The organism is Tistrella mobilis (assembly GCF_041468085.1).
Lineage (GTDB): Bacteria > Pseudomonadota > Alphaproteobacteria > Tistrellales > Tistrellaceae > Tistrella > Tistrella mobilis_A.
This window is the reverse complement of the sequence record NZ_CP121017.1, coordinates 2704603-2723900: the sequence shown is the minus strand read 5'-3', so window position 1 is coordinate 2723900 and position 19298 is coordinate 2704603. Positions and strand designations below refer to the sequence as shown.

Here is a 19298-nt window from a genome sequence, read left to right as displayed (position 1 = left end):
CTTAGGCTGATCGACGGCCGGACGGGCGGCTGTCGGGATGGGGCGATCCCGGCCTTCGTGGGGGCGGGCAAGAAGAACAAGAAGGGGTGCGTGTCGATGGAACATTCGCTGTTCCGCTATATCGTTCGCCATAGCCTGCGCCAGCAGATCATCCTTCTGATCCTCACCGTCGCATCCTTCCCCTTTCTCTATATCTTCCTGGATCTGCCCAAGGTCATCCTGAACAAGGCGATCCAGGGCAGCGATTTCCCGAAGACCTATTTCGGGTTCGAATTCGACCAGCTTGAATATCTTTTCGCCCTGTGCGGAATTTTCCTGCTGCTGGTCATCGTCAATCAGGCCTTCAAATACGTCATCAACGTCTACAAGGGCCTGCTGGGCGAGCGTATGCTCCGCCGGCTGCGCTATGATCTGTTCATGCGGGTCCTGCGCTTTCCGCTGCCGCATTTCCGCCGGACCAGCGCCGGCGAGACCATCCCGATGATCACCAGCGAGGTGGAGCCGCTTGGCGGCTATATCGCTGAGGCGATCGCGACACCCGCCTATCAGGGCGGCACCCTGCTGACCATTCTGGTCTTCCTGTTCGTCCAGGACCCGTTGATGGGCCTGGCGGCGATCTCGCTCTATCCGATCCAGATCTATCTGATCCCGAAGCTGCAACGGAAGGTCAATAACCTCGGCAAGACTCGCGTGCGGCTGATGCGCAAGGTCTCTGATCGGATCGGCGAAACGATCACCGGTATCCAGGAAATCCGATCAAACGATACGGCGGCATATGAGTTGGCGGATTTTGCGGATCGCATGAATGCCGTATTCTGGGTCCGCTACGAGATCTATATCCGAAAATTCTTCATCAAATTCCTGAACAATTTCATTTCTCAGCTCGGGCCGTTCTTTTTCTTTACGATCGGTGGCTATCTGGTCATCAAGGGCGAGCTGTCGGTCGGTGCCCTGGTGGCGGTGATCAGCGCCTATAAGGAGCTGTATTCGCCCTGGAAGGAGTTGCTCGCCTATTACCAGATGAAGGAAGACGCGCGGATCAAGTATGAGCAGGTCGTGGCGCAGTTCGAGCCCGCCGGCATGATCGATCCGGAGCGCCTGCTGTCGGATCCGCCGAAGATCGAACCCTTCACGGGGGAGATCGTGCTCTCGGGTGTCAATCTGGCGGATGAGGGCGAAATACAGCTGCTGGAAGGGGTCAGCCTGCACCTGCCGCTCGACGCACATACCGCCGTGGTCGGTGGCGCCGGCAGCGGTAAGCATGAGCTGGCGCTGATCCTTGCCCGGCTGGCGGATCCGCAATCGGGCCGGATTACCATCGGCGGCCAGGATCTGGCGGGTTTGCCCGATGCGGTGGTGGGCCGCCGGATCGCTTTCGTCGGCGCCTCGACCGTGTTCTTCAACGCCACACTTGCAGACAATCTGCTCTACAGCCTGAAACATCGCCCGGTCATCGCCCGTGAGCTTGATGCAGAGGCGAAGCGGCAGTGGGAGCGCGACCTGAACGAGGCCCGCCGCTCGGGTAATTGCGAGTGGGATATCCATGCCGACTGGATCGATTACCAGGCGGTGGGCGGCCAGGGGATCGAGGCGGCCGAACGCCGGATGATCGAAGCCCTGAAGATCGTGCGGCTGGACGATGATGTCTTCGCCTTGGGCCTGCGCGGCCGCATCGACCCGGATGCCGAGCCTGAACGCGCGGCCCGCGTGCTGGAAGGCCGCGAGAAGTTCCACCGGGCACTCGGCTCAGAGGGGCTGGGCAGGCTTGTGGAACCCTTCGAGGTGGAGCGCTGGAACGACAACGCCAGTGTCGCCGAGAACCTGCTCTTCGGTGCGCCGCGCGGCGATGGCGAGGAACTTGAGACGCTGGTCGAGCATCCCTTCGTCGAAGAAGTGCTGACCGACGGCGCGCTCGATGCCGATCTGGTCGAGGCCGGCCGGCGCATTGCCGCAACGATGATCGAACTCTTCGCCGATCTGCCGCCCGATCATGAATTCTTCGAGCAGTACAGCTTCATTTCGTCCGAGGATCTGCCGGGCTATCAGACACTGCTGAACCGGATCGAACGCGAAGGTGTGGGCGCCCTCGACGCCCAGGAGCGCCGCCGTCTGGTCGGTCTGGCCCTGCAGCTGATCCCGGCCCGCCACCGGCTCGACGTGCTCGACGACCGGGTGCGGGAGCGGATCCTGATCGCACGCAAACGCCTGATGGAACACGGGCCCGGTGATCTGAAGGCACGAATCGAGTTCTTCGACCGGACGCGCTATCATGCCCGCAGTTCCATCCAGGACAACATCCTGTTCGGACGCATCGTCCACGGTCAGGCCCAGGCCCGCGGCAAGGTGGGGCAGAAACTCGCCCAGGTCATCGACGAAGCGGAGCTGCGCGATGTGGTGATGGCAGCGGGGCTCGCTTTCCAGGTGGGATCCGGCGGCTCCAGGCTGTCCAATGCGCAGCGCCAGAAGGCGGCGATCGCGCGGGCGCTGCTCAAGCGGCCGGATCTGCTGGTCCTGTCGGAAGCAACCTCCGCCGTCGACACGCTGGAGCAGATGGATCTGGTGGAACGGCTGCGCGAGGCGATGGCCGGGCATTGTATCGTCTGGGCGCTGCAACGGCCGGCGCTGGCACGGAGTTTCGACCATGTGGTCGTCATGCAGGGCGGCCGGGTCGCACAGACCGGCAGTCCCGACGAGATCGACCAGGAAGGCAGTGCCTTCCGCCGCCTGACGTCGGAAGGCTGACGGCACGCAGCCGGGGAATGCGTTCTTCGGGACGAATGCGAAAGCAGGACGCATGCAGAGGGAAGACGCATGCGAAGGGAATCGGTGCCGGCGATGACCCGGCGGCCAAGGTGCAGGAGGCGACGGTGAGCCTGATCCGTGATGTCGAGGTGCTGCGCAATGTGCCGATGTTCGCCAACATCGAACCGGCGAAGCTCAAGCTCGTTGCCTTTACCAGCGAACGGCTGACCTTCGATCCGGGCGACCGGGTGTTTTCGGAAGGTGATGTCGGCGATGCGGTGTTCATCATCGTCGAGGGTACGGCCGAGGTTCAGGTCGCAACACCCCGCGGCCCCTTGAAAGTGGCCGATCTGGGCCGCAACGACGTGGTCGGCGAAATCGCCATCCTGTGCGACGTGCCCAGAACCGCGACGGTGGTGGCGGCCACCCCCGTCACAGCGCTCCGGATCTCCAAGGAACTGTTTTTCCAGCTGATCGCGCAGGTCCCGCAGATGGCGGTGGAGATCATGCGCGAGCTGGCCCGGCGCGTCGACCGCACGACGGAGCGCTATCGCCTCGCCGTTGCAGGCGAGGAGAGCGGATCGGCAGCGGCAGAGCCGGCTGACGCCTGATCCTTCGCGCGGCTTCCCACGACACTCTTCGCGCGGCCTCCCACGACATTTTCCACGCCCGGCCCGTGACGCGGCGTTGTGTCGCGTAGGCCGGCGGCCTATCTTTGTGGCATCAACATGTCACGCCTCGGGCGACGCCGGTCTCGGGCCGATTTACCGGTCTCTGGCCGATACGCCGGTTCGGGTGCGTGACGTGTCCGAGCCAAGAGGAGGCGCCCCGTTCCGACCGGTTTCCTGACCGGAACCGGTCCTGCGGGAAAAGCCTTCCCGGCACGTGGGTCTCGAGCCCGACGGACGAACCGCCGGGCGGACCGCGTCACGACGTGTTGTGAGGTTAGTGATGGACTATCAGGCGTTTTTCGAGGCCGCGCTCTCTGATCTGAAGCGCGAAGGCCGCTACCGTGTCTTCGCCGATCTCGAACGCCATGCCGGCGCCTTCCCGCGCGCCACCCATCATGGTCCCCAGGGGACCCGCGACATCGTCGTCTGGTGCAGCAATGACTATCTGGGCATGGGCCAGCACCCCAAGGTGCTTGCAGCCATGCAGGATGCCGTGCGGAACATGGGCGCCGGCGCCGGCGGTACCCGCAACATCTCTGGCACCAATCACCTGCACGTGCTGCTGGAGGCAGAGCTTGCCGATCTGCACGGCAAGGAAGCCGCTCTGCTGTTCACCTCGGGCTACAACGCGAACGAGGCGGCGCTCTCGACGCTCGCCCGCGGCCTGCCGGGGTGCCATCTGTTCTCCGACGCGCTCAACCATGCCTCGATGATCGCCGGCATCCGGCATTCGGGGGCGGCGCGGCACATCTTCCGGCACAACGACCCGGCCGATCTTGAGGCGAAGCTCGCCTCGGTCGATCCGGCGGCGCCCAAGATCGTGGCCTTCGAATCAGTTTATTCGATGGATGGCGATATTGCGCCGATCGCGGAAATCCTGGATGTCTGCGAGCGCCATGGCGCCTTCTCCTATATCGACGAGGTCCATGCGGTCGGTCTCTACGGCCCGCGCGGCGGTGGTGTCGCCGAGGCGCGGGATCTGATGGGGCGGATCGACCTGATCCAGGGCACCCTCGCGAAGGCATTCGGCATCGTCGGCGGCTATGTCGCCGCCTCGGCTGCGACCGTCGATTTCATCCGCAGCAATGCGCCGGGCTTCATCTTCTCGACCTCGCTGCCGCCGGCGATCGCCGGTGGTGCGCTGGCGAGCGTGCGGCACCTGAAGGAAAGCACGGTCGAGCGCGAGCGCCATCAGGAGCGCGCCGCCCGACTGAAGCGGCTGCTCGCCGAAGCGGGCCTGCCGGTGATGCCGTCGGTCAGCCATATCGTGCCGGTGATGGTGGGCGATCCGGTCGCCTGCAAGAAGGCGAGCGATCTGCTGCTCGACGAGCACGGCATCTATGTCCAGCCGATCAACTACCCGACCGTGCCGCGCGGCACCGAGCGGCTGCGCTTTACGCCCAGCCCCTTCCATGACGACGCGATGATGGATCATCTGGTCGAGGCGCTGCTGTCGGTCTGGGCCGAACTCGGCCTCGATCGCCGACAGGGGGCTGCGGTCGCCTGACGCGCGTCATCCTCCACGCATATTCGACCCGACGGCGCCGGAAGGCTTCTTCCGGCGCCGTTCGTGTGTCGGTCCCCTTGTGCCGCGGACCGGACATGGCCAGATTATCCGGATCATCCGCTGAAGGATCCGCCCATGGCCGCCGATGCCGACATCCTGCTGGAGATAACGGCCACCGCAGGTTTCCTGCGGGTTGCAGCCGTGGATGCGGCGACGGGCGAGGAAGTGGCGTTCATGGCACCCCACGGCACGCCCGAAGCGGCACTGGTCCGGCTGGCACGCGACAAGCTCGCCTATGTTCGCAAGCGGCGCAGCCAGGCCGCACGGCCCGGGCAGGATCGGGCACCGGCCGCCTCGCCCCGCCCCGGCGGCCGTTCGATCATCGCCTGACGACAGAGTTCGGCCGGCCGCTCCGACCGCTCGTCCACCCACAGTGGACGGGCTGGTAGAAGATGTTCGAAGTTGCATGTGCGTCGGGAAATTCCCGGAAGGAACGCAACGCGATAGTGCCGCCCGGGCAAATCTTCGGCAAGGCGGCATTCGGGGCTTGCCGCGCCCCGCGGCCAGTGGCTACTCTTTTGGACAGATCGATGACAGGGGATCGAGGCCGCGACCGGGGGGTCGCAGAGAAGCCTCGACACCGGGGGCTGCAAGACGATTGCAGGGTATTGACGGGCGATCGCGGATGACCAGGGGGAAGACGTCATCCGTCCGGACCATGTTCATGACCGGTGCGGCAGGCAAGGCTCTGCCCGAAGCACAAGGCCATTCTCTCGGGGGAGAGGGAATGCCGGTCGAGGGGCGTGTGGCCTGACGGTTGGGATCTGCCGGGCAGACGGGATGGCGACGTCAGGGGCTGCACGTCGTGCCGGCCGTGACCAAGACCGTATCGGGGGGTCATGGACTATTTTCTTCAGCAGTTGGTCAACGGGCTCACGCTCGGCGGCATCTACGGCCTGATCGCCATCGGCTACACGATGGTGTACGGCATCATCGGCATGATCAACTTCGCCCATGGCGAGGTCTACATGATCGGTGCCTTCATTTCGCTGATCGCCTTCTCGGTGCTCGGCATGGCCGGCGTCACTTACGTGCCGCTGGCCCTGCTGATGGTGCTGTTGATCGCGATGGCCTTCACTGCCGCCTATGGCTGGACGATCGAGCGCGTGGCCTATCGGCCGTTGCGCGGATCCTTCCGTCTGGCGCCGCTGATCTCGGCCATCGGCATGTCCATCTTCCTGCAGAACTATGTCCAGATCGTGCAGGGCGCGCGGACCAAGGCGCTGCAGCCGGTGATCTCGGGCGGGATCAGCCTGCATGGCTTCGGCGATAATGCCGTCACCATCTCGTACATCCAGATCCTGATCGTGCTGACCACGGTTGCGGCGATGACCGCCTTCACCCTGGTGATCAAGCAGACCCCGCTTGGCCGCGCCCAGCGTGCCTGCGAGCAGGACATGAAGATGGCCTCGCTGCTCGGCATCGACGTCAACCGGACAGTGGCGCTGACTTTCGTGATGGGTGCCGCGCTCGCCGCCGTGGCCGGGCTGATGGTCACGCTCTATTACGGGGTGATCGACTTCTTCATCGGTTTCCTGGCCGGGCTCAAGGCCTTCACCGCGGCCGTGCTGGGCGGTATCGGCTCGCTGCCCGGCGCCATGCTCGGCGGGCTGCTGCTGGGGCTGATCGAGGCCTTCTGGTCGGGGTATTTCTCGGCCGAATACAAGGACGTGGCGGCCTTCTCGATCCTGGTCGCGGTGCTGATCTTCCGGCCCACCGGCCTGCTCGGCCAGCCTGAGGTGGAGAAGGTCTGATGGCGACCACCACCGGAACTCCTGCCGCCGGCCGGCCCAACCCCTTCGGCGCGGCGATCAAGGATGCAGGCCTTGCCGCCTTCGTCGCCTTTATCCTGGCCCTGCCGATGCTGGGCCTTAAGACCGTCGCCGAAGGCCCGGTCGTGGTGGTCGAACCACGCTGGGACTGGCTGATCATCGCGGTCGTCGCCGTGTTCTTCGGCCGGCTGGCCATCACCAGCTGGGCCCGGCTCCGCGGCCCGGCCCATGGCGGCGCCCGGGCGGGCACCCATGCCGGCCAGGGGGTGGCGAAATATCTGAAGGGCATCGGCTGGGGCGGTATCGTCGTGGCCATCATCCTGCCGCTGATGCCGTTCATGGACCGCACCTCGGTCGACCTCGCCACCCTGGTGCTGATCTATGTGATGCTGGGCTGGGGGCTCAACATCGTCGTCGGCCTGGCCGGCCTGCTCGACCTCGGCTATGTCGCCTTCTATGCCGTGGGCGCCTATTCCTATGCCCTGCTGAATGCCTATTTCGGCTGGTCCTTCTGGGCCTGTCTGCCGCTGGCCGGCCTCTTCGCCGCCTCGTTCGGCATCGCGCTCGGCTATCCGGTGCTGCGCCTGCGCGGCGATTATCTGGCGATCGTGACGCTGGGTTTCGGCGAGATCATCCGCGTGGTGCTGTTGAACTGGAGCTGGTTCACCGGCGGCCCCAACGGCATCGCCAGCATTCCGCGGCCGAGCTTCTTCGGCTTCGAGTTCACCCGCAATGCGGGCGAGGGCGAGATTGCTTTCCACGAGCTGTTCGGATTCTCCTATTCCTCCGAACACCGGGTCATCTTCCTCTATTATCTGATCCTGGCGCTGGCGCTGATCACCAATCTGGTGGTGCTGCGCATGCGCAAGCTGCCGATCGGCCGTGCCTGGGAGGCCCTGCGCGAGGATGAGATCGCCTGCCGGTCGCTGGGCATCAATCCCACCAATGTGAAGCTCTCGGCCTTTGCGCTGGGTGCCACATTCGGCGGCTTCGCCGGTGCCTTCTTCGCCACCCGTCAGGGCTTCATCAGCCCCGAGAGCTTTGTCTTCACCGAAAGTGCCGTGATCCTGGCGATCGTGGTGCTGGGCGGCATGGGCAGTCAGGTCGGCGTGGTTCTGGCCGCGATCCTGCTGATCCTGCTGCCGGAACTCGCCCGTGATCTGCAGCAGTTCCGCATGCTGTTCTTCGGCCTTGCCATGGTGCTGATCATGATCTGGCGGCCGCGCGGCCTGCTCGCCTTCCGCGAGCCGACCATGCAGCTCTCGCGATTGAGGTCCAGGCTGGGCCTCGATGGACGCGACGGATGAGGCGGGGAGGATCCATCGGATGACGACGACCGCAACCGCGGCGCCCCGTGCGACCACCGCCCCGGCACCGCTGCTCGAAGTCGAGCACCTGACCATGCGTTTCGGCGGGCTCACCGCCGTGAACGATCTGAGCTTCACCGCCGCCAAGGGCGAGATCACCGCGATCATCGGCCCGAACGGCGCGGGCAAGACCACCGTGTTCAACTGTCTGACCGGTTTCTACCGGCCGACCGCAGGCGCCCTGACCCTGCACACCGCCCAGGGCGCCCGCAAGCTGGAGCGGATGGACGGCTTCCGCATCGCCCGGGCCGGCGTGGCACGCACCTTTCAGAACATCCGGCTGTTCCCGAGCCTGTCGGTCCTCGAAAACCTGCTGGTGGCACAGCACAACCTGCTGATGCAGGCTTCGGCCTTTTCCATCGCCGGCCTGTTCGGCCTGCCTTCCTATCGCAAGGTGGAGACCGAAGCCCTTGAACTGGCGGTCGACTGGCTGCGGCGGGTGGAGTTGATGGACCATGCCGACCGGCTGGCGAGCGAACTGCCCTATGGCCATCAGCGCCGGCTGGAGATTGCCCGGGCTATGTGCACCCGCCCGGCCGTGCTGTGCCTGGACGAGCCGGCGGCGGGTCTGAACCCGCGCGAATCGCTGGAACTGAACGATCTGCTGCTGTCGATCCGCGATCGTGACGGGGTGGGGCTGCTGCTGATCGAACACGACATGAGCGTGGTGATGACCATTTCCGATCACGTCGTGGTGCTGGATTACGGCCGCAAGATCTCCGATGGCCTGCCCGAAGCGGTACGTAACGACCCCGCCGTCATCCGCGCCTATCTGGGCGAAGAAGAGGATGACGAACTGCCGCCCGAGGTCGCAGCCGATCTCGGCATCAGCCCGGAGGCGCAGTGATGCTGGAGATTTCGGGGCTGGAAACCTTCTACGGCAACATCCAGGCGCTGAAGGGCGTGTCGATGTCGGTGGCCGAGGGGGAGATCGTGTCACTGATCGGCGCCAACGGTGCCGGCAAGTCGACGCTGCTGATGAGCATCTGCGGCAATCCGCGGGCACGCACCGGCCGGATCGTCTTCGACGGCCAGGACATCACCGGGCTCGACACCCATCAGATCGTGCGTATGGGCATTGCCCAGTCGCCCGAGGGCCGGCGGGTCTTCCCGCGCATGTCGGTGATCGAGAACCTGCAGCTGGGTGCGGTGACCACCGATCCCAAATATTTCGCGCAGGATCTGGAGCGCGTCTTCGACCTGTTTCCGCGGCTGAAGGAGCGGCGCAATCAGCGCGGCGGCACGCTGTCGGGCGGTGAACAGCAGATGCTGGCGATCGGCCGCGCGCTGATGAGCCGGCCGCGGCTGCTGCTGCTCGACGAGCCCTCGCTGGGGCTGGCGCCGCTGGTGGTGAAGCAGATCTTTTCGATCATCCGCGAGATCAACACGGCCGAGAAGATCACCATCTTCCTGGTGGAGCAGAACGCCTTTCACGCGCTGAAGCTGGCCCATCGCGGCTATGTGATGGCCACCGGCCAGATCGTCACCTCTGGCACCGGCCAGGCATTGCTGGCCGATCCGGAGGTGCGGCGGGCCTATCTGGAGGGCGGGCATTGATGCGCGGTATCGACGGGGGGAATGCGTCATGGAAGCCGTGATCGGAAGCAGCCTGCCGGTCTTCATCGGCGTGACGCTGGTGCTGATGGGCTTTTGTGCCTACATGACCGGCCGTGCGCTGGCCATGACCTGGCGGCCGGTCTGGCATGCCGTGCCCTATGGCATGCTGCTGGCGGCGGCATCGCGATTCCTGAAATACGCGCTCTATGATGGCGAGCTGCTATCCTTCACCGGCTATGTGGTGGATGCGGTGGTGCTCGTCGCGATCGCGATGATCGTTTATCGTGCGTATCGCGCGATGATGATGGTGAAGCAGTATCCATGGGCCTATGAGCGCGCCGGGATTTTCGGCTGGCGTGAGAAAGGTGGGGTGGCCGGCTGAGACAGGCAGGCGCCCCCAGGGCCTGAACAAGGGGCCTGAAACCACAGGCCTGAAACCACGGGCCTGAAATCCACGGGCCTGAAGGTTGAGACGGGTTTCCGTGCCGGGGGAGCGGGCGTGATCGCCTGTCGGCACGGGTCAACAGGGAGACGACCAGACCATGACCAGGACTTCGATCAATCGCGGTCTCAAGGGGGCGCTCCTCGGCGCCGTGGCGACGCTGGCGCTGGCCGGTGCGGCGCAGGCCGAGATCGTTATCTCGGTTGCGGGCCCGATGACCGGCCAGTACGCCGTCATCGGCACCCAGATGCGCAACGGCGCCGAAATGGCGGTGAAGGACATCAACGCTGCCGGTGGCGTGAACGGCGAGCAGCTGCGGCTGGTGGTGGGCGATGATGCCTGCGACCCGAAGCAGGCGGTGTCGCTGGCGAACAAGCTGGTGTCGGATGGCGTGGTCTTCGTCGCCGGCCACTGGTGCTCGTCCTCGTCGATCCCGGCGTCGGACATCTATAACGACGAGGGCATCGTCCAGATCTCGCCGGGTTCGACCAATCCGCAGCTGACCGAGCGCGGCCTGGCCGGCGTGTTCCGCACCTGCGGTCGCGACGATCAGCAGGGTGAGGTGGCTGCCGCCTTCATCAACGAGCACTTCAAGGGCAAGAAGGTCGCCATCCTTCACGACAAGACCACCTATGGTCAGGGTCTGGCGGACGAGACCAAGAAGAACCTGAACAAGCTCGGCGTCCAGGAGGCCATGTATGAGGCCTACACCGCCGGCGAAAAGGACTATTCGGCCCTCGTCACCAAGATGAAGAACGAGGGCATCGAGCTGATCTATGTCGGTGGCTATCACACCGAATCGGCACTGATCCAGCGCCAGGCCAAGGAAGCCGGCCTGAATGCGGTGCTGATGTCGGGCGATGCCATGGTCACCGAGGAATGGTGGTCGATCACCGGCCCCGCCGGTGAGGGCGCGCTGATGACCTTCAGCCCGGATCCGCAGCTGAACCAGGCGGCGGCGCCGGTGGTGGCGAAGTTTAAGGAATCGGGCTTCGATCCTGAAGGCTACACCCTCTACACCTATGGTGCGGTTCAGGCCTGGGCCCAGGCGGCCACTGCCGCGAAGTCGGTGGATTTCGAGGCGGTGAACAAGAACCTGCACTCGATGAAGTTCGACACCGTGCTCGGCAATATCAGCTTCGATGCCAAGGGCGACGTGGCTGCGCCCGGCTACGTGGTCTATAAGTGGAGCAACGGCAAGTACGCCTATTATTGATCCGCTCATTGATCGGCAGCGATCAGTGATATCCGGCGGCCCCGCGCGTGATGCGCGGGGCCGTTTTCCTTTTCGGCATCATGCCGTCAGCCGATGGCGGGGCCGGTTTCGACGATCCACTCGGCATCGCGGTCCCAGCGCCAGTGGCGGGCGGCCGGGTCGATCTGCACGCCACCGATCTGGCGCGTCGGCGGCGCGAGGCTGAGAGCATCACGTCGACCTGCGAGCACTGCGTGTCCGGCGTCGGTGAGCGCGACGATCGCCCGATAGGGATCGCCATCCGCAGCCCCGACAAGGCGGATCGCCGGATCACGGGCCTGCGCCAGCTGGTGCAGGATTGCGAGATACATGGCATCGCCCAGCCACGGCAGGGGATCGGTTTCGCGCATCAGCCGGCCGAACAGCCGGCCGGCTGTCGGCGGGGCGGCCGGGGTTTCTGCGATCATTTCCAGCGTCAGGCGTTCGGTCAGGGACAGCCCGTCGGCGAGGCCCGGCAGTTCGGCCAGATAGCGGCGCAGCGCCGGAGCCATCTGGGGCAAAGCGGGCGTGCCGCCGGCTGCAATCGCCGCCAGATCGCGCGGATCGGGCCGGCGCAGCGCCGCCCAGACGGCCTGACCAAGGCCGAGCATCGCCGGGGTGACCGGTCGCCGATCGGCCCAGAGCAGGCGTAATGCCGGCGGCGGCAGCTGGCCCAGGCCAATGAAGCGTGCCCGGCCGGGAAAGCCGTCGCGGAGGATCAGCTGCAGCCGGTCCATACGGCCGGCCGCGGCAAAGGCGGCAAGACAGCGTGCCAGGATCAGCTGGTCATAGGGGTCATGTTCCATCCAGATGACCACCGGGCCGGTGCCGGTTGCGGCTGCGGCGAGCCCGGCCGCTTCCCGGGTGAGTTTTTCGGTGACCGCCGCCACCGTCAGTCCGGGCAGGCTTTGATAGCTGCCGGCGATGAAGCGGGCGCGGACCCTGATCAGGTCGTCGCCCTCGGGCACGGGGCCATGGCAGATCGGGTCAGAGACTTCAAGGAAATCCCCCCGGAAGCCGGCGAGGTGCAGACCGTCCCGGATGTCACTGCCGCAGCGCAGATGGACGGTTCCGGGCTCTTCGTCCGCCACCGGATATGCCCGGGCGATGGCGGCTTCGGCCGCATCGAGCGCCGCGACATGGGTCTTGAGCGTCGACCATGAGGCAAGGCCCAGCTCGCGGGCGATCACATGAAGCGCATCGGCCAGCACGGCCGGCCGGTCTGTGCGATGCCAGTGGCGGTGCAGCCGGGCCCGTGCCGCGGGCTCGCCTGCCCGAACGGCACGGAGCAGGTCACGTGCCCGGCGGCGCTGCTGATCGAGATCGAGAAGGAATGGTTCGGGCCGCGCTGCGGGCGCAAAACGCCGGTCGGTCATCACGGAAACCCTTTCCGGTACCGTCCGTGTCCGCCGGCGGACGAGGGAAAGGGCGATGGACTGATCGGCCAAGCCTCTCGTCGGTCGCGGGCGCAGCCCTTTCCGCGGACGGGCGGGGCCGACCGGACCCCATGCCAGAAGCATAGGTCAGGTCGCGGGCGTGAGACAAGCGTCAGCCGACCAGCAGGGCCGTGAGGAGGGCGTGGCTGGCAAGCCCGATCGGCACGATCAGCAGAGGGCGATCCAGGCGCAGCGCGATCAGAAAGCATTCAACCACGACCACCACCGAGACCAGCGTGCCCGGATGGACATAGCCCATCAGCGGTCGTCCGGCCTGGGGCGCCAGCAGGGCGCTGCCGATGATCCCGCCCAGCACGGCGAAGGCGGCATAGTCGAAAAAGCGAAACAGAGGGCTGGCGGCGGCGTTGTCGGGTGCCTTCAGCACGACGAAAGGCAGCAGCCGGAGCGCATGGCTGATCACGCCGGCGAGCCCGATGGCCAGCCAGACCCGCCAATCGGTCATCAACGAGTCGAGCAGAGCGGTCATGCAGCCCTCCCGCGGCGGGTGCCGACTTCCTCGACCAGAACGATGACCAGTCCGGTGGTGACCGCCACGATCATCAGGCCGAAGCCGGGGACCAGCTGATCCGCAGGGTCGACCAGCACGAAGCCGATGAGGCCGGCAATGAAGGGCGCCCGCCGTCGGGCCGCCTTGGCGAGAAGCGTGGTGAAATAGACCGGCATCACCAGCAGCAGCAGGGCGGAAAGCTCGGTCGGCAGAATGTCATCGGCCAGGAAACCGGCGACGGAACCGCCCGCGGCGAGCGGAACCGACAGCGTGACCACCCCCACATAATAACGCAGCTTTTCAGCCGCCGACCGGGTGGCATGCTGATTGGCCCAGGTGTAGCCGAGAGCGAAGGTGCTGGCCGAGAGGAAGAGCAGCGGCGGCAGTACCCGGCGATGCGGCAGGGACCCGTAATGCGGAACCAGCGCTGCGCCCATCAGCAGGAAGCGGAAGTTCACCACCAGAGCGATACCGGCAACCGTGATCCAGGCGTGCTGCTTCAGTGGCTCCAGGATGACAAATTGCGCCGGCGCGGCGAAGATCGCAAGGGTGACCGCCACGGTTTCTGCGGCGTCGAGGCCGGTCTGCCGGGCGACGGCCCCATAGGCGGTGAAGATGAACAGGAAGGTGATCGCCACCGGTACGGCATCACGCATGCCCTGCATAAAGGGGGATAGAGTCGTTTCGGCTGTCGATACTGTACTCATTCCACCCGGCCTCGACAGATCGCGTCAGAGGCATCATGGCAGCCGATGCTGCAGTGCGCCACGCGGAAAAGAACGCAAGGGTTGCATGGGTGACCTGCAAGCTTCAGGCGGCATGGCGGCCGCGACGGCGCATCTCGTCGAGGGCGGCGACCAGAACCTCGGGTCCCGCCCCTTTGCGGGCATGGTTCTCGCTCAAATATCGGCGATAGGCACGCGCGCCGGGCAGACCCTGGAAAAGGCCCAGCATGTGGCGGGTGATCGCGATCAGATTGGTGCCGCGGCTGCACTCGGTCTCGATATAGGGCAGCATGCGCTCGGCGATCTCGAACCGGTCGGGAATCTCGGTCGTCTCACCGTAGAGCCGGGCATCGACCTCGGCCAGGATATAGGGGTCGTGATAGGCCGCGCGGCCCAGCATCACGCCGTCGAGCCCGCCGCGGATCTCCGCTTCGGCCTGATCGAGCATGGTCAAGCCGCCATTGAGCACGATCTCCAGGTCCGGGCGGGCGCGCTTCAGCGCATGCACCAGCGGGTAGTTCAGCGGCGGGATTTCCCTGTTTTCCTTGGGACTCAACCCCTTGAGCCACGCCTTTCGCGCATGGACGTAGAAGACGCCGACCCCGGCCGATGCCACCGTTTCGACGAAGCGGAACAGGGTTTCGGTCTCGTCCTGATCGTCGATGCCGATGCGGCATTTCACCGTCACAGGCACGTCGACCGCAGCCTTCATCGCGGCCATGCATTCGGCCACCAGCTCGGGCTCCGCCATCAGGCAGGCGCCGAAGCGGCCGGACTGAACCCGGTCGCTGGGGCAGCCGCAGTTCAGGTTGATCTCGTCATAGCCGGCCTCGGCGGCGATGCGGGCCGCCGTCGCCAGATCTTGAGGATCCGAGCCGCCGAGCTGAACCACGACCGGATGCTCCGACGGATCGTAAGCCAGATGCCGGGCGGCATCGCCGTAGATGAGGGCGCCGGTGGTGATCATCTCGGTGAACAGCACCGCCCGCCGGCTGATCTGCCGCAGAAAATAGCGGTCATGCCGGTCGGTCCAGTCCATCATCGGGGCAACGGCTATCTTACGCCATTGATCTTTCACGGGTTTCCAGCGGCCTCGGCTTGTTGAGGAGGGGCGTGCACATGACGGCACGCCCTTTTACGACGTTTTCGGCCCGGTTTCGATGGCGGAGTTGAAGGTTCTGAGCCCCTTGGGTGGGGGGCCCGACCTTCATATTGAGGGGATGGCCATGATCGGCAAGCCCCTCGTCGCCCCCGGGCGACGAGGTCGGACAGGGGGCCCCCGTGTCAGAGCCGGACGATGATCGTGTGGGATGTGCTGATGGGCAGTGCGGTTTTGTAGGTGATCTGTTTGAGAACCAGGTTGGACCGGATGGTGGCGACGCCCTCAATTTTCGACAGTTTGCTCGTGATCAGGTGTTCGAGGTCTTCGACGTTCCGCAGGATCACACGCAGGAGGAAGTCGCAGTCGCCGGTCATCCAGTTGCATTCCATCACCTCCGGAATCCGTTCGACCGCGTCCCGAAAATTCTCCAGCGCCGACTGCGGCTGCTTGTCGAGTGTGACCTGGATATAGGCGTTGATTTCGAGCCCCATCGCCTTGGGGTTCAGAAGGGTGACCCTCCTCTCGATGATGCCCATCTGCTCCAGCTTCTTCACGCGCGTGAGGCAGGGCGACGGAGACAGGTTGATCCGGCCGGCAAGCTCGACATTCGTCAGATTAGCGTCCTTCTGCAACTCGTTGAGGATCTTGATGTCCGTCCTGTCGAGCGTCAGCGTGTTCATGATGGTGACTCCCGTTCATCATGGCGACTCCCCTTCGCACAGCGGATGGCCTGGCTCAGAACCGACGCGACGGCAGGAAATGCCGAGGGACAGGCCCGTTGCGGGCTGCATGCGTTCCGTCTGCCTTCCGGCTGTGCACATCGGAGAGTGTATCCGACACCGGCCCTTGGCAGGATCTATGGGATTGCCATTTTATGTCGCGAAACTGTCAAATTGGGCGTATGTTTCGCGTCAGAATGCGTGAGGGGCCGCAATATTGCCGAAGATTGTGCGGAAGGGTGCGAAACGGCCGGATGCCTCGATGACCGGTGAAGCGGTGTCGCGGCCATGGGATCTTACGGGCCTGCGTGTCAGCTTTGCCGCGCTTGATCCTGACGAGCTTACCCGGCCGGTGACCTCGTTCCTGATCCGCCGCAATGTGGATGACGATGAATTGCCGATCCACCAGCACCGGAAGGGCCAGCTGGTGGTGGCGGCAGAAGGTTCGGTCATGTGCCGGACGCTCGACGGGCTGCGTATCGTTCCGTCCAATGGCGCGGTCTGGATTCCGGGAGAGATCCCCCACAGCGTCTCCATGTCGGATAACGGCCGGGCATATTGCCTGTTCATCACCACAGGCGTTTCACCGCTTCCGAATGCCTGTGCGACATTTTCGATCAACCCGATGCTGCGCGAGATGATCTTTCATCTGGCCAACCAGCCGCCGTTCTATCCCCTGGAAGGCCCCACAAGCCGTCTGGTGCAGGTCATTCTGGACGAACTGGCGCATATGAAGGCGGAGCCGCTGCATTTCCCGGTGTCGAGCCACCCACGGATACAGCGCATCGCAACACAATTGCTGGAGGCGCCGGACGATCGCAGGACCCTGAAGGACTGGGCGGCAGCGGTTGCGATGAGCGAGCGGAGTTTTGCCCGGCTGGTCCTGAAACATACCGGGATGCCGTTCGGCCGGTGGCGCCAGCAACTCCATATCGTGATGGCCGTTCAGCGGCTGTCGATGGGGGCGACGGTCCAGGCGATCTCGCAGGAGCTGGGATATGATTCCCCAAGTGCTTTCACCGCCATGTTCAGAAAGCACATGGGACAACCTCCGCGTCGATATCTGCGGGACCGGACGGAGGTCGTGGGGGATTGACGCGGGGTCGGCGCGGGCATCCGGCACGAAGGGGGCCCGATCAGGCGACGCCGCCTGATCGGGATCTGCTTCGGGCGCGAGCCCTGCGGGACGATCAGCCCGTCAGCTGACGATGTCCTGATGGATGCTCTTTCGCGCAGCCAGGAAGGCCATGGCGGCTACGATAAAGACGACCGCGGTGCTGATCAGGGCCCAGCGGATGGCATCACCGGAGCCGAGCGAGGGCGCGAGAAAATCGCTGACCAGGCCGACCGACAGCGGCCCGAGACCGAGCCCGATCAGATTGGCGAAGAACAGGAAGATGGCGGTGGCCGTTGCCCGGCTGCGCGGGCGGACCAGGCTTTGGACGGTTGCGAAGATGGGGCCGTAATAGATGGATTGCAGCATCATGGGCAGGCTCAGAAGGCAGAGCGCCGCCAATGTGTTCGAGGTGAGATAGGTTGCGAGCAGCGCAAAAGGCAGGCAGAGCGCCGCCACGGCGGGAATGGTGGCATAGGCATTCAGGTTGCGGCGTACGGCGCGGTCGGTGACCCAGCCACCCAGCCAGGTGCCTGCCGCGCCGAAGATGCCGATGATGAGCCCCAGTGCCGTGCCGAGAAAGCCGGTGGCACCCAGCTGAAGACCGGTGAGGTCGTTCACCGCAGCGGCCAGGGTGACCAATCCCTCGGCGTGGTTGCGCAGGTAATGGGAGCCCAGAAATCCGAGATTGCTGTAGGTCCCGAAACTCATCGCGACCATGGCGATCGTCAGGCAGATATAGGTGCGGTTCCTGCCGAGTTCGCGCAGCGCGTCCCTGAGGGGTGGCGTGGTCTGCACCTCTTTTGCGGCGAAGGCGGATTTGCGCGGCTCAGGCAGGGTAAAAAACGCGAGAAGCCCCAGAATGATGCCGGGCACGCCAACCAGGGCGAAGGAGGCACGCCAGCCGAGCTGATCCGCGATCAGGCCGCCGACCATCATGCCGACAAGCGAACCCGCCGGAATGCCCATGGAAAAGAAGGCCAGCGCCGAGGCCCGCTTCTCTCTGCTCGTGTAGTCGGTGATCAGAGACTGGGAGGCGGGGGTGCAGCCGGCCTCGCCGACGCCGACGCCGACCCGGGCGAGGAACAGCTGGGCGAAGTTCTGGGCGATGCCGCAGAGGGCTGTGAAAAGGCTCCAGATGATCGCTGAGAGTGCCACGATCCTGGCCCGGTTCGCACGCTCTGCCCATCGCGCGATCGGAAGGGCCAAAGCCGCATAGAAAAGGGCGAAGGAAAGCCCGGTCAACGACCCCAGCTGCCAGTCCGCAAGGTTCAATTCCCGTTTGATCGGTTCCGCCAGAATATTGACGATCTGACGATCGACGAAATTCAGCATGTAGATGAGGAACAGCATCATCAGGGCATAACGCCGATGGGGGGTCGGGGTGGCTGTCAGCGGCGGCGCCGACACCTTTGTGGTTGCGTCTTCGATCATACTGCAGTCTCCAAAAGGACCGGGCATACGCGGTTGTGCCGGGTCGGTTTCGGTCGGAACCCGGTATCGGGCAGCACGCAGTGCTCACGTTTCCGCTCCCGGGGGAGGGGAGGCGCGTGGGCGAGCAGGACAAGGGGCTGGTCCATATCGACGGGGAGCGTCGGACAAGCAGCATCGAAGGGGGGAGGGAAGGGAGGGAGGGGGCGATATGAGGGAGGAGGGGGCGATATGAGGGTGGGCGAGACGGCGCGCACGGATCAGCACCGCACGCGCCACCCTCTCTCCGGATCCGAGATGCCCGGAAAGCCTGTCTGGAGGACAGTCATGGTGCAGGATCGGGAGAGGAGTTACTTCTCCGGGACGGCGAGGTCAAAATATTCCAGGGATCCGAATCTGCCCGCGGCATAGATCAGGGGGCGTTTGTCATGGTTGTGGCTCTGCGCGACAACCGCGCCCATGATGATGGTATGTGTAGAGACCTGGAGAGTGTCTTCTATCCTGCAATCGAAACTGCAGACCGAGTGCAGAAGAACCGGCGCACCGGTGGCCAGGTCGTGCCAGTCGGCGGGGGTGAAACGCGATGCGCCCTTGCTGCCGTCCATCGCGGCGAAGCGTTCCGCCAGCCGGACCTGATCGGCGGCGAGCACGTTCCAGGAAAAGGCGCCGGTGCGGAGAATGACGTCATGCGCCTCGGCATTGCGGTTGATGCAGGCAAGAACCATCGGCGGCTCGACGCATAGCGAGGTGGCGGCGGTAACGGTCAGACCACGTCTGTCGGGCCCCTGGCCTGAGGCCACGATGGAGACCGACCCGGCAACGGATCTGAGGATCGTTCTGAAGGCTGCCGTCTCCACATGTTTCAGAACGGCATGTTCGTGCGCGGACATGCTGAGCCTCCCACAAGGCGA

The 19298-nt window shown here is 64.9% G+C and carries 18 protein-coding genes; 11 read left to right on the top strand and 7 right to left on the bottom strand.

Annotated elements, in window-relative coordinates; translation table 11 throughout:
• Positions 1–96: 96 nt before the first annotated feature.
• The 10 genes from P7L68_RS18120 (at position 97) to P7L68_RS18075 (ending at position 11334) form a co-directional block, all read left to right on the top strand.
• A complete protein-coding gene (locus P7L68_RS18120; protein ID WP_372006873.1) occupies positions 97–2742 on the top strand; it encodes an ABC transporter transmembrane domain-containing protein in 2646 nt (881 codons plus the stop codon).
• Between the two features lie 167 nt (positions 2743–2909).
• Positions 2910–3353, top strand: coding sequence for a cyclic nucleotide-binding domain-containing protein (locus P7L68_RS18115; RefSeq protein WP_372006872.1), 444 nt, complete (start codon positions 2910–2912; stop codon positions 3351–3353).
• Positions 3354–3693: 340 nt separating this feature from the next.
• The gene (gene hemA / locus P7L68_RS18110; RefSeq protein WP_372000460.1) at positions 3694–4920 is read left to right on the top strand and encodes a 5-aminolevulinate synthase; all 1227 of its coding nucleotides are present in this window, start codon (positions 3694–3696) and stop codon (positions 4918–4920) included.
• A 135-nt stretch (positions 4921–5055) separates the two neighbouring features.
• Positions 5056–5310 (top strand): hypothetical protein, encoded by a 255-nt coding sequence (locus P7L68_RS18105; protein WP_372000458.1) that lies wholly within the window; start codon positions 5056–5058, stop codon positions 5308–5310.
• A 509-nt stretch (positions 5311–5819) separates the two neighbouring features.
• Positions 5820–6734: a branched-chain amino acid ABC transporter permease LivH gene (locus P7L68_RS18100; RefSeq protein WP_372000456.1), complete on the top strand. Its 915-nt coding sequence runs from the start codon at positions 5820–5822 to the stop codon at positions 6732–6734.
• Positions 6734–8059, top strand: a complete 1326-nt coding sequence (gene livM, locus P7L68_RS18095; RefSeq protein ID WP_372000454.1) for a high-affinity branched-chain amino acid ABC transporter permease LivM — start codon at positions 6734–6736, stop codon at positions 8057–8059. The genes P7L68_RS18100 and livM overlap by 1 nt, the downstream gene beginning before the upstream one ends.
• A gap of 19 nt (positions 8060–8078) precedes the next feature.
• Entirely contained in the window at positions 8079–8966 is an 888-nt protein-coding gene (locus tag P7L68_RS18090; protein ID WP_372000452.1) for an ABC transporter ATP-binding protein, read from the top strand.
• Entirely contained in the window at positions 8966–9676 is a 711-nt protein-coding gene (locus tag P7L68_RS18085; RefSeq protein WP_372000450.1) for an ABC transporter ATP-binding protein, read from the top strand. The genes P7L68_RS18090 and P7L68_RS18085 overlap by 1 nt, the downstream gene beginning before the upstream one ends.
• Before the next feature lie 28 nt (positions 9677–9704).
• A complete protein-coding gene (locus P7L68_RS18080; RefSeq protein ID WP_372000448.1) occupies positions 9705–10058 on the top strand; it encodes a DUF6867 family protein in 354 nt (117 codons plus the stop codon).
• Between the two features lie 160 nt (positions 10059–10218).
• Entirely contained in the window at positions 10219–11334 is a 1116-nt protein-coding gene (locus tag P7L68_RS18075; protein WP_372000447.1) for a branched-chain amino acid ABC transporter substrate-binding protein, read from the top strand.
• A gap of 86 nt (positions 11335–11420) precedes the next feature.
• Here the strand turns inward: P7L68_RS18075 and P7L68_RS18070 are convergent, their stop codons facing one another.
• The 5 genes from P7L68_RS18070 to P7L68_RS18050 form a co-directional block, all read right to left on the bottom strand.
• The gene (locus tag P7L68_RS18070; protein WP_372000445.1) at positions 11421–12728 is read right to left on the bottom strand and encodes a DUF1835 domain-containing protein; all 1308 of its coding nucleotides are present in this window, start codon (positions 12726–12728) and stop codon (positions 11421–11423) included.
• Positions 12729–12900: 172 nt separating this feature from the next.
• Complete coding sequence (locus P7L68_RS18065) at positions 12901–13275, bottom strand: AzlD domain-containing protein (RefSeq protein ID WP_372000443.1); 375 nt, start codon at positions 13273–13275, stop codon at positions 12901–12903.
• A complete protein-coding gene (locus P7L68_RS18060; RefSeq protein ID WP_372000441.1) occupies positions 13272–14003 on the bottom strand; it encodes an AzlC family ABC transporter permease in 732 nt (243 codons plus the stop codon). Before P7L68_RS18060 ends, P7L68_RS18065 begins: the two co-directional genes overlap by 4 nt.
• A 103-nt stretch (positions 14004–14106) precedes the next feature.
• Positions 14107–15099: a tRNA dihydrouridine(20/20a) synthase DusA gene (gene dusA, locus P7L68_RS18055; RefSeq protein WP_372000440.1), complete on the bottom strand. Its 993-nt coding sequence runs from the start codon at positions 15097–15099 to the stop codon at positions 14107–14109.
• Positions 15100–15305: 206 nt separating this feature from the next.
• Positions 15306–15803, bottom strand: coding sequence for an Lrp/AsnC family transcriptional regulator (locus P7L68_RS18050; protein ID WP_372000438.1), 498 nt, complete (start codon positions 15801–15803; stop codon positions 15306–15308).
• A gap of 301 nt (positions 15804–16104) precedes the next feature.
• Here P7L68_RS18050 and P7L68_RS18045 point away from each other — a divergent pair, with 301 nt between their 5' ends.
• The gene (locus tag P7L68_RS18045; RefSeq protein ID WP_372000436.1) at positions 16105–16938 is read left to right on the top strand and encodes a helix-turn-helix domain-containing protein; all 834 of its coding nucleotides are present in this window, start codon (positions 16105–16107) and stop codon (positions 16936–16938) included.
• A 102-nt stretch (positions 16939–17040) separates the two neighbouring features.
• Here P7L68_RS18045 and P7L68_RS18040 read toward each other — a convergent pair whose 3' ends face one another.
• Together P7L68_RS18040 and P7L68_RS18035 are read right to left on the bottom strand one after the other, a co-directional pair.
• Positions 17041–18390, bottom strand: a complete 1350-nt coding sequence (locus P7L68_RS18040) for a spinster family MFS transporter (protein ID WP_372000434.1) — start codon at positions 18388–18390, stop codon at positions 17041–17043.
• A gap of 347 nt (positions 18391–18737) precedes the next feature.
• The gene (locus P7L68_RS18035) at positions 18738–19277 is read right to left on the bottom strand and encodes a flavin reductase family protein (protein WP_372000432.1); all 540 of its coding nucleotides are present in this window, start codon (positions 19275–19277) and stop codon (positions 18738–18740) included.
• Positions 19278–19298 lie beyond the last annotated feature (21 nt).